Raw genomic sequence first — 12,477 nt, 5'->3', positions numbered from 1 at the left:
TCGAAGGTGGTGAAACCGCGCCTCAGTGCGAAACCGGGACTACGGAGCCTTCAGAGGATACCTGAAAGCGTGCCACGTTGGCTCGCTGGTAGGGGGTCAGATCGACGATAGCGCCGTTCTGCTGAACCTGGACCGCCGAAGCATTGCCCAGGGTCACCCGGGTCACCTGGCCCGGGGTGAAGCTGCGGCTCTCGCCGGACTTGATCAGCGCCTTCTCGACGGTGGCGCCGTCCGGACCACCGATATCGACCCAGCTGTCGCCGCTGAACTGCATCTCCAGCGTATTGGCGGCCGCGGGCGCAGTGGGTGCCGGACGCGGCACCGGGGACAGCGAAGCGACATACGGCGTTGCGGCCGGCTTGCTGGCTGGGCCGCTTGCGACTTCAACCGGGGCCGAGGGCTCGACACCCGCAGCGGACGGGGCCACCGGCACAGCGGCCGGGATCGCGTCCAGCGAGGCGGTGTTCGGCGACGGCGTGGCGCTGCCATCGAAATGGCCGCGGGTGGCGAACCACACCGGCACGGCCAGCACGGCGGTGATGCCGACGTACAGCACGCGCCGGCCGAGGTTCTCGGCAATGCGGCGCGCACGCGGGGTATGGGTATGGCTGACCAGGGTGGGCGGCACCACCGGACCCACCTGGGCCTGCTCGAGCAGCTGGCCCACATCGACATCAAGCAGGCGCGCGTAGCTGCGCAGCTGGCCGCGCACGAAGACGGGTGCGCCCAGCTTCTGCCACTGCTCTTCTTCCAGCGACTTGACCACCTGGACCGGCATGCGCAGGCGCGAGCCGACATCCTCAAGGGTCAGTCCGGCCGCTTCACGGGCCTGGCGCAGGCGGGTGCCGCAGCCGGCCGCAGTCTCGAGAGCGCTCACAGTCTGGTCATCAATCACAATGCATCAACCCTGGAGTTAGGAGCCCGCTTCCTGCGGAAATTCCTGTCGAATCCGCTGGAGATAGCGGTCAGATGCCGCCCTATCCCCCAGCCGCGCTTCGATTTGAGACGCAAGTTGTAACACGGAACGCGTTGCGGGTGCAGCCGCAATCCTACGTTCGGCGAAGGCCCGGGCCTCCATGTAGCGGCCCTGGCGGAAGCTGAGCTGGGCCATGGCCTCCAATGCGACCGGGTTGCCGGGCAGCGTCGCCAGCGCCGCGCGCAGGTCGCGCTCGGCACGCTCGAACTGGCCTGCATCCAGCGCACAGCTGCCGGCATTGGCCTGTGCTTCGGCTACGGCGGGGTTGCCCGGCGCCCGCTGGGCACGATCGAACCAGATCAGCGATTCGGCCGCCTGGCCCTGCTGGCAGAGCCAGGCACCATAGTTGTTGAGCACGTCGCCGCGTTGCGGCGCCAGCTCGGCGGCCTTGCGGAAGTTCTCGCCGGCCTGCTGGCTGCGACCGCGACGCTCGTCGATGCCCGCCAGCAGGACCAGGCCGTCGGGGGCCGTGGGCACCAGCTTCTGGGCTTCGCGCGCCTTGCGCTCGGCAGCATCGAGATTACCGCCCTGGATGTCGCGGCCGGCCAGGGTCAGCAACTCCTGCCAGCGCACCTGCTGCCGCACCCCATCCGGATCACGGACGGAGTAGACCGGCGCCTCGCTCGGGCCGAGCTTGGCCTTGGGATGGGATTTGCAGCCGCCGACCGCGAGGGCCAGCGTGCCTGCGAGCAGAACCAGCCAGAGGCGGTCAGGCCGCGGCATCGCTCCCCTTCCCCGCCTGCAGCGTCTTGTTGAACTCCGCCTGGCGGCGGGTACGGTCCATGACTTGCCCCTTGAGCTGGCCACAGGCGGCGTCGATGTCGTCGCCACGGGTGCGGCGGACCATGGTCAGCACGTTGCTGTCGAGCAGGATCTTCTGGAAGGCACGGATGTGCGCCTCTTCCGAACGCTCGTAGCGGGTGCCCGGGAACGGGTTGAACGGGATCAGGTTGACCTTGCCCGAATCCTTGGCCTGCACCGCGTTGTCGAACTGGCGCATCAGGCGGGCCAGCTCACGGGCATGCTCGGGCTTGTCGTTGATGCCCTTCATCAGGGTGTATTCGAAGGTGACCGATTCGCGGCGCTTGTTGGCGCGCAGGTAGCGTGCGCACGAGGCCATCAGCTCGGCGATCGGGTACTTCTTGTTGAGCGGCACCAGGGTCTCGCGCAGCGCGTCGTTCGGCGCATGCAGCGACACCGCCAGCGACACGTCGCTTTCGGCAGACAGGCGATCGATCTGCGGCACCAGGCCGGAGGTCGACAGGGTCACGCGCTTGTTGGCCAGGCCGTAGCCCAGGTCGTCGCGCATCACGCTCATGGCGCGCACGACGTTGTCGAAATTCATCAGCGGCTCGCCCATGCCCATCATCACCACGTTGGTGAGGCGGCGCATCTGGTGCGGCACGTTGCCCAGGTGGCGTGCGGCAACCCACACCTGGCCGATGATCTCGGCGGTGGTCAGGTTGCGGTTGAAGCCCTGGGTGGCGGTGGAGCAGAACGTGCAGTTCAGGCCGCAACCGACCTGCGAGGACACGCACAGCGTGCCGCGGGTCTTGTCCGGGATGTACACGGTCTCGATGGCGTTCTTGCCATCAACGCCCATCGCCAGCAACCACTTGTGGGTGCCGTCGGCGGAGGGCTTGTCGAACACGATGTTCGGAACCAGCACCTCGGCATGGGCCTGCAGCTTGGCGCGCAGGACCTTGCCGAGGTCGGTCATTTCATCGAAGTCGGTGACGTAGCGATGGTGGATCCACTTCATCACCTGATGGGCACGGAACTTCTTTTCGCCAAGAACCTCGACGAAAAACTTCTCCAGGCCCGCGCGATCGAGGTCGAGCAGGTTCTGCTTGCCAGCCGTGGGTGCCGACTTCGGCAGCGGCTGGATGGCGGGGGACTGTACGACCTCGTTCACGGCATTACTCTCAGCGCGAAACGACTTCGGTGGCGGCGAAGAAGTAGGCGATTTCAATCGCGGCATTCTCTACCGAGTCCGAGCCGTGGGCGGCGTTGGCATCGATGGATTCGGCGAAGTCGGCGCGGATGGTACCGGCGGCGGCTTCCTTCGGGTTGGTGGCGCCCAGCAGGTCGCGGTGGGCCAGGACGGCGTTCTCGCCTTCCAGGGCCTGGATCATCACCGGGCCGGAGATCATGAACTCGACCAGCGCGTTGAAGAACGGACGCTCGCGGTGCACGGCGTAGAAGCCTTCGGCTTCACGGCGCGACAGCTGCTTGTACTTGGCGGCCACGACCTTCAGGCCGGCCTTCTCGAAGCGGGCGTAGATTTCGCCGATGACGTTCTTGGCAACGGCGTCCGGCTTGATGATCGAAAGGGTGCGCTCCAGCGCCATGGGATGTCTCCAATGGAATCGGGCCGCTGATGGCCCGAAGGGTAACATGAAAAAAACCCGCGTCGGGACGCGGGCTTAGCCTGATAAACGTAGGCGAATTGTAAAATCTACTGTCCGGCCGTGGTCGTGGGCGGCCAGCGCCCCGGTTAGACCCGAGCCCATGCTCGGCTGCTTTTGGCCAGAAAGGCAGCCGAGCATGGGCTCGGCTCTACAGAAGCCGCACAGCCTTCCAGGTCCCCCCATTCACCCACCTGAGCGGATTCTGACCACCCTGCGCATTTTTGCTGCACTGCAAAATGCCATACGGTACCGTCTGGTTCTAGTATCAAACAATCGTTTGATTAAGGTCTGCCCACCGATGGCCAAGCCCGCCCACTTCTCGACCAAGGACCGGATCCTCGGTGCCGCCGAGGAGCTGTTCGCCCAGCACGGCTTCGCCGGCACCTCGCTGCGCCAGGTCACCAGCCAGGCCGACGTCAACATCGCTGCGGTCAATTACCACTTCGGCTCCAAGGAAAACCTGGTCAACGAGGTGTTCCGTCGCCGCATGGACGAGATGACCGGCGCCCGCCTGTCGCAGCTGGAACGTGCCCGCGCCGAGCACCCCGGCGAACTGCGCCCGGTGCTGGCCGCCTTCGTCGAGCCCGCCCTGGCGCTGGCCCAGGACCGCCAGAACGGCGGCGCCTTCGTGCGCGTGATCGCCCGCGCCTACGCCGAGAAGAACGACAACCTGCGCAAGTTCCTGTCCGACCACTACGGCCACGTGCTGCGTGCGTTCGGCAAGGCCATCGGCGAGTGCGTGCCCGGCCTGAGCAAGGAAGAGCTGTACTGGCGCCTCGACTTCCTGGCCGGCTCGCTCACCTATGCCATGGCCGACTTCGGGCTGATCAAGCGTCCCGCCGGTGTCACCGAAGCGGCGCATCGTGCCCATGCCGCCCACGAACTGATCCATTTCGCCGAAGCCGGGTTCCGCGCCGCCGCACGCGCCAGCGCCCTGCCCGCTTCCCTTTGATTCCACCCAGTAACTGCTGACCAACAAAGGCCCTACACCATGTCCAATTCCCTGCTAGTCCGCCGCGCCGCCGTGCTGGGTGCCGGCGTCATGGGTGCCCAGATCGCCGCCCACCTCACCAACGCGGGCGTCGACACCGTGCTGTTCGACCTGCCTGCGAAGGAAGGTCCGGCCGACGGCATCGTGCTGAAGGCGATCGCCAACCTGGGCAAGCTGAGCCCGGCGCCGCTGGCCAGCAAGTCGCTGGCCGAAGCCATCACTCCGGCCAACTACGAGTCCGGCCTGGAACAGCTGAAGGACTGCGACCTGATCATCGAGGCCATCGCCGAGCGCATGGACTGGAAGCAGGACCTGTACAAGAAGATCGCCCCGTTCGTGGCCGACCACGCGGTGCTGGCGTCCAACACCTCGGGCCTGGGCATCAACAAGCTGGCCGACGTGCTGCCCGAGCAGCTGCGCCACCGCTTCTGCGGCGTGCACTTCTTCAACCCGCCGCGCTACATGCACCTGGCCGAGCTGATCCCGGCCACCACCACCGACGCCGCCGTGCTGGAAGGCCTGGAAGCATTCCTGGTCACCACCCTGGGCAAGGGCGTGGTGTACGCCAAGGACACCCCGAACTTCATCGGCAACCGCATCGGCGTGTTCTCGATCCTGTCGACCATCCACCACACCCAGCAGTTCGGCCTGGGCTTCGACGAAGTGGACGGCCTGACCGGCCCGCTGGTCGGCCGCCCGAAGTCGGCCACCTACCGCACCTCCGACGTGGTCGGCCTGGACACCATGGCCCACGTCATCAAGACCATGGGCGACACCCTGCCGAACGACCCGTGGCATGAATTCTTCAAGTCGCCGAAGTGGCTGGACGCGCTGATTTCCAAGGGCGCGCTGGGCCAGAAGACCGGCGCCGGCATCTTCCGCAAGGTCGGCAAGGACATCGTGGTGCTGGACCTGGAGAAGCAGGACTACCGTCCGGCCGACCGCACCGCCGCACCGGAAGTGGTCGAGATCCTGAAGATCAAGAACCCGGCCGAGAAGTTCGCCAAGCTGCACGAGAGCCAGCACCCGCAGGCGCAGTTCCTGTGGGCGACCTTCCGTGACCTGTTCCACTACAGCGCCTACCACCTGGCCGACATCGCCGAAACCGCGCGCGACGTCGACCTGGCCATCCGCTGGGGCTACGGCTGGTCGCTGGGCCCGTTCGAAACCTGGCAGGCCGCCGGCTGGAAGCAGGTCGCGCAGTGGATTGCCGATGACATCGTGGCCGGCAAGAGCATGAGCAACGCCCCGCTGCCGGACTGGGTGTTCGATGGCCGCGACGGCGTGCACGCCGCCGAGGGCAGCTACAGCCCGTCGCGCAACGCCAAGCTGCCGCGCTCGTCGCTGCCGGTGTACCAGCGCCAGCGCTTCCCGGATCCGCTGCTGGGCGAAACGTTCGCACCGGGCGAGACCGTGTTCGAGAACGACGGCCTGCGCATGTGGCACGACGGCGATGGCATCGCCGTGGTCAGCTTCAAGACCAAGATGAACACCGTCTCCGACCAGGTGCTTGATGGCCTGCAGGAATGCGTCAGCCGCGCCGAGAAGGACTTCCAGGGCCTGGTGATCTGGCAGCAGAAGGAACCCTTCTCCGCCGGTGCCGACCTGGCCGGTGCACTGGGCCTGCTGCAGGCCGGCAAGGTCGACCAGTTCGAGGAAATGGTCGCCAACTTCCAGCGCACCAGCCAGCGCATCAAGTACTCGCTGGTGCCGGTGGTGGCAGCGGTGCGTGGCCTGGCCCTGGGCGGCGGCTGCGAGTTCCAGATGCACAGCGCCAAGACCGTGGCCTTCCTGGAAAGCTACATCGGCCTGGTCGAGGCCGGTGTCGGCCTGCTGCCGGCCGGTGGCGGCCTGAAGGAACTGGCCGTGCGTGCCTCGCAGGCCGCAGGCCCGGGCGGTGACGTGTTCGCCGAACTGAAGAAGACCTTCGAGACCGTGGCGATGGCCAAGGTGTCCAACTCGGCGGTCAACGCCAAGGAACTGGGCCTGCTGCGCAGTACCGACAAGGTGGTGTTCAACAGCTACGAGGCCCTGCACATCGCCAAGGCCGAAGCCCGTGCACTGGCCGAAGCGGGCTACCGTCCGCCGCTGCCGGCACGCCGCATCCAGGTGGCCGGTGACGTGGGCATCGCCACCTTCAAGATGATGCTGGTCAACATGCTGGAAGGCCGTTTCATCAGCCCGTACGACTACGAGATCGCCGAGCGCATCGCCACCGTGCTGTGCGGCGGCAAGGTCGACCGCGGCACCCTGGTCGACGAAGAGTGGCTGCTGACCCTGGAGCGCAAGCACTTCGTCGAACTGGCCCAGCAGGAAAAGACCCAGGCCCGCATCGCGCACATGCTGAAGACCGGCAAGCCGCTGCGGAACTGATCGCCATCCCTGCTTTTGGTGGGTGCCCACCTTGGTGGGCACTCCTCCGCCTCTGGTAGGTGCCCACCTTGGTGGGCACACCGGCAAAAAACTTCGAGAGATCACTGCAATGACCAAGCAAATCCAGGACGCCTACATCGTCGCCGCCACCCGCACCCCGGTCGGCAAGGCGCCCAAGGGCATGTTCCGCAACACCCGCCCCGACGACATGCTTGCGCACGTGCTGCGCAGCGTCGTCGCCCAGGCCCCGGGCGTGGACGTCAACCGCATCGATGACGCCATCATCGGCTGCGCCATGCCGGAAGCCGAGCAGGGCATGAACGTGGCGCGCATCGGCGTGCTGCTGGCTGGCCTGCCGAACACCATCGCCGCGCAGACCGTGAACCGCTTCTGCTCCTCCGGCCTGCAGGCCGTGGCGCAGGCCGCCGACGCGATCCGCCTGGGCAACGCGGACCTGATGCTGGCCGGTGGTACCGAGTCGATGTCGATGGTGCCGATGATGGGCAACAAGATCGCGATGGCGCCGAGCGTGTTCGACAATGACCACGTCGCCATCGCCTACGGCATGGGCATCACCGCCGAGAAGGTGGCCGAAGAGTGGAAGGTCTCGCGCGAAGACCAGGACGCCTTCGCCCTCGCCTCGCACCAGAAGGCCATGGCCGCGATCCAGAACGGCGAGTTCAAGGACGAGATCAGCGCGTACGAAATCGTCTCGCACCTGCCGGACCTGGCCGATGGCCAGCGCATCATCACCCGCAACAAGATCGCCGACACCGACGAAGGCCCGCGCCCGGACTCGTCCGCTGAAGGCCTGGCCAAGCTGCGCCCGGTGTTCCGCAACGGCCAGTTCGGCGGCACCGTGACCGCCGGCAACTCCTCGCAGATGAGCGATGGCGCGGGCGCGGTGCTGTTGGCCTCGGAGCAGGCGATCAAGGATTACGGCCTGACCCCGCTGGCCCGTTTCGTCAGCTTCTCGGTGGCCGGCGTGCGTCCGGAAGTGATGGGCATCGGCCCGATCGCCGCGATTCCGAAGGCCCTGAAGCAGGCCGGCCTGACCCAGGACCAGCTGGACTGGATCGAACTCAATGAAGCCTTCGCTGCGCAGTCGCTGGCGGTGATCCGCGATTGCGGCCTGGACCCGAGCAAGGTCAACCCGCTGGGCGGCGCGATTGCCCTGGGCCACCCGCTGGGCGCGACCGGCGCGATCCGCACCGCGACCCTGCTGCACGGCCTGCGTCGTCGCCAGCAGAAGTACGGCATGGTGACGATGTGCATCGGCACCGGCATGGGCGCAGCGGGTATTTTCGAGGCGCTGTAAGGTTCAAAGCGTTGCCTCGTTGGGCTTCATGGCGTGGGCCGGGTGGGCCGGGCGGCCCGGGACACGCCGTGAACCCGTCCATGGGGGCTCGATGGCGCCATCCATGGCGCCAACGGTCCCGGGCAGCCCTGCCAACCCGTCCCTTCCAGCCTCCCCGCGGCGGAGGGATGAGCAAAGGCAAGAGCTGGGGTCAGAGCCCTCTGCTGCGCAAAGGATCTGACCCCGATCCACGAAAAAAGGCAGCCTATGGCTGCCTTTTTTGCTTTTGCCCTTGCCCCTGATTCCACCCTTCCCGTCCGCGCCCGCGGGAAACTGTCGAGAGGCGCGGGCGGTCCGCTGCAGGACCGTTGGCGCCATGGGCCCGAGGCATGCCACGGGCGGGTTGGGCAGGACGCCCAACCCCGGTCTTGCCGTGTGCGCAGGACAGCGCACACGAGCAAGGCGCCATCGAGCCCCCAAGGGTGAGGGCGCTTTGCTTGCGAAGCACTGCTTCGCAAGCGCCCGAACGCCCAGCCGCCAGCGGCTGGGCCGGACCGCGGAGCGGGGTTTACGGCGTGTCCTGCAGCGGACTGCCCACGCCTCCCCCCACTTTGGCAGGAAGGCGCTGACGGAACGCTTGATAAACCTTATTCCGCCAACATCGCCGTCAGCTTCTCCCGCGCCGGCCCTGCCAGCTTCGGGTTGTCCAGCGCGAAGCGAATCGTCGCCTCCACCAGCCCCAGGTGTGTACCGCAGTCGAAACGAGTGCCCTCGAAACGATAGGCATCGACCTCTTCGGTCTTCAGCAGCTGCGCGATCGCATCGGTCAGCTGGATCTCGCCGCCGGCACCGCTGCCGGTCTGCTCCAGAAGCTCGAAGATCTTCGGGCTCAGCACGTAGCGTCCGACCACCGCCAGGTCGCTTGGGGCGTCCTCCGGCTTCGGCTTCTCCACGATCTGCGAAATGCGCCCCTTGCGGCCATCAAAGGCCTCGGTGGCGACGATGCCATAGCTGGCGGTCTTGTCGTGCGGCACATCTTCAACCGCAATGACGCTGGCGCCACTGGCTTCGTTGAGATCGGCCATCTGCTTCAGCGCGCCATCACCACGGTTCCAGATCAGGTCGTCCGGCAGCAGCACCGCGAACGGTTCATCGCCGATCACGGCCTTGGCACACAGCACCGCATGGCCCAGGCCCAGCGCCTCGGCCTGGGTCACGAAGATCGCGCGCACGCCATTGGGCAGTACGTGACGGATCAGTTCCAGCTGCTCCTGCTTGCCAGCGCGCTCGAGCTTCTGCTCCAGCTCGTAGGCCTTGTCGAAATAGTCGGCGACTGCATGCTTGTAACGGTTGGTGATGAACACCAGCGTGTCACAGCCCGCCTCGATTGCTTCATCCACCGCGTACTGGATCAGCGGCCGATCAATGATCGGCAGCATCTCCTTCGGTACGGTCTTGGTTGCTGGCAAAAAACGCGTCCCCAGACCCGCCACGGGGAAAACTGCTTTGCGAATTCGCTTGCTCATTGGTGCCTGTTGGCCTCGCGTGCCGGAAAGGGCACGACTTTAGCGGATGAAATGTAAGCATCCTGTTCGATTGGCGAGAACTCGGGCATCGTCGCGAACAGGACTTCCTTGATGGTTCCGGTGTCGTAGCTGCCGACTGCTTCCCGCAGGCGCGGGACGTTGCCCAGCACCAGATCACGCGAGAACATGCGGACACCGGCCTCGAGAACCTTCGGATGCGCGGTGGCACGGTAGTCCTCGTCCGAATAGAACAGCGTCTCGTGCAGCTTCTCGCCCGGACGCAGGCCGGTATAGATGATCTGCACATCCTTGTACGGCTGCTTGCCCGCCAGACGGATCATCTGCTCGGCCAGCAGCCGGATCGGCACCGGTTCGCCCATGTCGAGCGTGTAGATCGCACCGTGCGAAGCCGAAGCCGCTGCCTGCAGAATCAACTGGCAGGCCTCGGGGATGGTCATGAAGTAACGGGTGACTTCCGGGTCGGTGACCGTGACCGGCCCACCACGCAGGATCTGCTCCCGGAACAGCGGCACCACGCTGCCGGCCGAGGCCAGCACATTGCCGAAACGCACCGTGACGAACCGGGTATGCGTGGACTTCTGGTCCAGGCTCTGACAGATCATCTCGGCATAGCGCTTGCTGGCACCCAGCGCATTGACCGGGTCCACCGCCTTGTCGGTGGAGATGAACACGAAATGCTCGACGCGGGCTTCCAGGCAGGCACGGGCGACGTTCTCGGTCGCCAGGATGTTGTTGCGCACGGCTTCGCGCAGCTGCCGTTCCAGCACCGGCACATGCTTGTAAGCGGCCGCATGGAACGCGGTGTCGACCGGATGCAGCGACAGCGCATGGCGGATCACCGCGGGATCACCACAATCGCCCAGCACCGCTTCGATCTCGATATCGGGGAAACTGCGGCGCAGCTCACCTTCAATGGTCAGCAGCAGCAGTTCGCTGATCTCCAGCAGGATGATGCGACCGGCACCGTGGCGCGCGCACTGGCGGCACAGCTCCGAGCCGATCGAGCCACCGGCACCGGTAACCATCACGGTGCGCCCACCCAACCAACCCCGGATCAGGTTCCAGTCCGGGGTGATCGGCTTGCGGCCGAGCAGGTCCTCGATCGCCACTTCCTTCAGCTGGCCGGGCAGCGACTGGCCCTGCAGGATGTCGCTCAGCTTGGGCACCGTGCGGAACGGCACGCCGGTGCTTTCGCAGATGGCGACCACCCGCTGCATGCCAGCGGCATCCAACGACGGCATCGCGATCACCAGCAACTTGGCCGCGGTCTCGCGAACCACCGACGGTGCGTCATCCAGGCTGCCCAGGATGGGCAGGCCCTGCAGCTTGGCGCCGCGCAGGTGCGGTGCGTCGTCCAGCAGGCCAACCGGCTCGAAGTTGCCGGAACGGCGCAGATCGCGGACCAGGGTCTCGGCTGCCTGCCCGGCGCCCAGGATCAGCACGCGGCGTGCGCTCGAATCGGACTGCAGTGCCTGGTAATCCTTCCAGGCACGGTACAGCAGGCGCGGCGCGCCCAGCAGCGCCGACAGCGCGAACGGATAGATCACCAGCACCGACATCGGTACACCGTCGAAACGCTTCCACATCAGCACCAGCACGATGCCGACCAGCCCGATGAAGCTGGCCTTGAAGATGTTCAGCAGGTCGCTGACGCTGGCGAAACGCCACAGCCCGCGATACAGGCCCACGCGCCAGAACACCAGGCCCTGCAGCAGCAGCACCAGCGTGGTATCGACGTTCCAGAGGGGCAGCGCGGGCGCGTTGGGCAGGATCGAGTACCGCCCCGCATGGAGCAGCTGCCAGCATGCCCAGACCATGAACAGGTCGTGGCAGACGATGGCCGAACGCGGCATCAGGCCAAGAATTCTGTCCCGCCAAGGTGAAGCCATAAGTCAGGTCGTTCCTTATCGGTGACGCAATCCATTGCGCAGGAGGAGCCAGAGGACGCTCAGCGCGAGAAACCACGCGATCGCCAGGACAGCCTCCCACCTCGGCTGCAGATTGGAGCAGACATTAAGCACTGTAATACTGAACAGGCCCAAAGCAAAGTACATCCCTGTCACCTGGGCGTGGCTGGCTCCTGCCTGCACCGCCCGCTGGTAGACGTGCTGGGTATGGGGTTCCATCCAGCGTTGTCCGGAAATGATGCGCGCCGCCAGTGTGAAGCCCGCGTCCACAAGGAATGCCGAAGCCGGCACCAGCAGCAGGATCCAGTGGATATCGGTACGCACCGCGGCGATGGCCAGGACGACGGCGACTGCATAGCCAAGCGCGCCACTTCCGACATCACCCATGAATATCCGCGCCCGCGGGAAATTGAACGGCAGGAAACCCAGGCAGGCCAGGCCCAGCGCCACCGCCGCCAGCGAGTACGGCCAGGGCAGTATCGGCGCCAGGCCCAGTGCAACGACAATGGCCTGGCTGGCAGCAATACCGTTGATGCCATCCATGAAGTTCCAGATGTTGATCAACGAGGCTGTGAATACCAGCACCAGCCCGGCCAGCAACCAGCTTCCACCGTGCACCTTGACCAGGGCGGCCAGCAACGCGGCGGCAATGAAGTGCACCAGCAGGCGGCGCATGGCCGGCAACGGCCGGTGGTCGTCCCACCAGCCGATGCCCGCCACCAGTACCAGGCCCAGGCTGGCCACCAGCAGGCTCGGTGTCGATTCCGGCCAGACCCACATCGCTGCACCGGCGGTGATCAGCAGGCTGACGACGATGGCGATACCACCACCGCGCGGCGTTGCCACGCTATGGCTGCGACGCTCGCCGGGCTGGTCCACCAGTTGCTGGCGCAGGGCATAACCCCGTGCCGCCCAGGTCAACCCCGCACTCAGCAGGGCCAGCCCCAGCAGCGCGCCCATCACGAGCCACGGCAT

The 12,477-nt window shown here is 66.1% G+C and carries 10 protein-coding genes; 3 read left to right on the top strand and 7 right to left on the bottom strand.

The genetic code is table 11. From position 1 onward, the window contains the following. Nucleotides 1-22: 22 nt before the first annotated feature. Genes V3B41_RS11780 through ndk form a run of 4 tightly spaced genes read right to left on the bottom strand, consistent with a single transcriptional unit; the run spans nucleotide 23 to nucleotide 3,327 of the window. Nucleotides 23-895 (bottom strand): RodZ domain-containing protein, encoded by an 873-nt coding sequence (locus tag V3B41_RS11780; RefSeq protein WP_329861155.1) that lies wholly within the window; start codon nucleotides 893-895, stop codon nucleotides 23-25. 18 nt (nucleotides 896-913) lie between these two features. Continuing rightward, complete coding sequence (locus V3B41_RS11775) at nucleotides 914-1,699, bottom strand: tetratricopeptide repeat protein (protein ID WP_049427441.1); 786 nt, start codon at nucleotides 1,697-1,699, stop codon at nucleotides 914-916. Continuing rightward, entirely contained in the window at nucleotides 1,686-2,891 is a 1,206-nt protein-coding gene (rlmN, locus tag V3B41_RS11770; RefSeq protein ID WP_005409296.1) for a 23S rRNA (adenine(2503)-C(2))-methyltransferase RlmN, read from the bottom strand. The genes V3B41_RS11775 and rlmN overlap by 14 nt, the downstream gene beginning before the upstream one ends. Nucleotides 2,892-2,901: 10 nt before the next feature. Next, the gene (gene ndk / locus V3B41_RS11765; protein WP_008265389.1) at nucleotides 2,902-3,327 is read right to left on the bottom strand and encodes a nucleoside-diphosphate kinase; all 426 of its coding nucleotides are present in this window, start codon (nucleotides 3,325-3,327) and stop codon (nucleotides 2,902-2,904) included. 358 nt (nucleotides 3,328-3,685) lie between these two features. Here ndk and V3B41_RS11760 point away from each other — a divergent pair, with 358 nt between their 5' ends. The 3 genes from V3B41_RS11760 to V3B41_RS11750 all read left to right on the top strand — a co-directional run bounded on the left by V3B41_RS11760 (nucleotide 3,686) and on the right by V3B41_RS11750 (nucleotide 8,069). After that, nucleotides 3,686-4,339 carry a TetR family transcriptional regulator gene (locus tag V3B41_RS11760; protein ID WP_049427155.1) on the top strand — a complete coding sequence of 218 codons (654 nt, stop codon included), beginning with the start codon at nucleotides 3,686-3,688 and terminating at the stop codon, nucleotides 4,337-4,339. 39 nt (nucleotides 4,340-4,378) lie between these two features. Continuing rightward, complete coding sequence (locus tag V3B41_RS11755; protein ID WP_329861151.1) at nucleotides 4,379-6,751, top strand: 3-hydroxyacyl-CoA dehydrogenase/enoyl-CoA hydratase family protein; 2,373 nt, start codon at nucleotides 4,379-4,381, stop codon at nucleotides 6,749-6,751. 109 nt (nucleotides 6,752-6,860) lie between these two features. Then, nucleotides 6,861-8,069, top strand: coding sequence for an acetyl-CoA C-acyltransferase (locus tag V3B41_RS11750; RefSeq protein WP_329861149.1), 1,209 nt, complete (start codon nucleotides 6,861-6,863; stop codon nucleotides 8,067-8,069). A gap of 626 nt (nucleotides 8,070-8,695) precedes the next feature. On the opposite strand, the gene galU is transcribed toward V3B41_RS11750, so the two are convergent. The 3 genes from galU to V3B41_RS11735 are packed head-to-tail and all read right to left on the bottom strand — an operon-like array spanning nucleotide 8,696 to nucleotide 12,477. Further along, nucleotides 8,696-9,574, bottom strand: a complete 879-nt coding sequence (gene galU / locus V3B41_RS11745; RefSeq protein ID WP_024956143.1) for a UTP--glucose-1-phosphate uridylyltransferase GalU — start codon at nucleotides 9,572-9,574, stop codon at nucleotides 8,696-8,698. Further along, a complete protein-coding gene (locus V3B41_RS11740; protein WP_049428017.1) occupies nucleotides 9,571-11,484 on the bottom strand; it encodes a nucleoside-diphosphate sugar epimerase/dehydratase in 1,914 nt (637 codons plus the stop codon). The genes galU and V3B41_RS11740 overlap by 4 nt, the downstream gene beginning before the upstream one ends. Before the next feature lie 15 nt (nucleotides 11,485-11,499). Beyond that, nucleotides 11,500-12,477: a glycosyltransferase family 4 protein gene (locus V3B41_RS11735; RefSeq protein ID WP_049428018.1), complete on the bottom strand. Its 978-nt coding sequence runs from the start codon at nucleotides 12,475-12,477 to the stop codon at nucleotides 11,500-11,502.

Origin of the sequence: Stenotrophomonas sp. SMYL89, assembly GCF_036319985.1 — a bacterium.
Lineage (GTDB): Bacteria > Pseudomonadota > Gammaproteobacteria > Xanthomonadales > Xanthomonadaceae > Stenotrophomonas > Stenotrophomonas maltophilia_Q.
The sequence above is the reverse complement of the archived record's forward strand: the minus strand, read 5'-3'. Positions and strand labels throughout refer to the sequence as shown.

Bases quoted from the DNA above. Each gene is read 5' to 3' on its own strand.
- V3B41_RS11775 (WP_049427441.1), bottom strand. From the start codon at position 1,699: ATGCCGCGGCCTGACCGCCTCTGGCTGGTTCTGCTCGCAGGCACGCTG.
- galU (WP_024956143.1), bottom strand. From the start codon at position 9,574: ATGAGCAAGCGAATTCGCAAAGCAGTTTTCCCCGTGGCGGGTCTGGGG.
- V3B41_RS11755 (WP_329861151.1), top strand. From the start codon at position 4,379: ATGTCCAATTCCCTGCTAGTCCGCCGCGCCGCCGTGCTGGGTGCCGGC.
- V3B41_RS11740 (WP_049428017.1), bottom strand. From the start codon at position 11,484: ATGGCTTCACCTTGGCGGGACAGAATTCTTGGCCTGATGCCGCGTTCG.
- ndk (WP_008265389.1), bottom strand. From the start codon at position 3,327: ATGGCGCTGGAGCGCACCCTTTCGATCATCAAGCCGGACGCCGTTGCC.
- V3B41_RS11750 (WP_329861149.1), top strand. From the start codon at position 6,861: ATGACCAAGCAAATCCAGGACGCCTACATCGTCGCCGCCACCCGCACC.
- V3B41_RS11760 (WP_049427155.1), top strand. From the start codon at position 3,686: ATGGCCAAGCCCGCCCACTTCTCGACCAAGGACCGGATCCTCGGTGCC.
- V3B41_RS11735 (WP_049428018.1), bottom strand. From the start codon at position 12,477: ATGCCGTGGCTCGTGATGGGCGCGCTGCTGGGGCTGGCCCTGCTGAGT.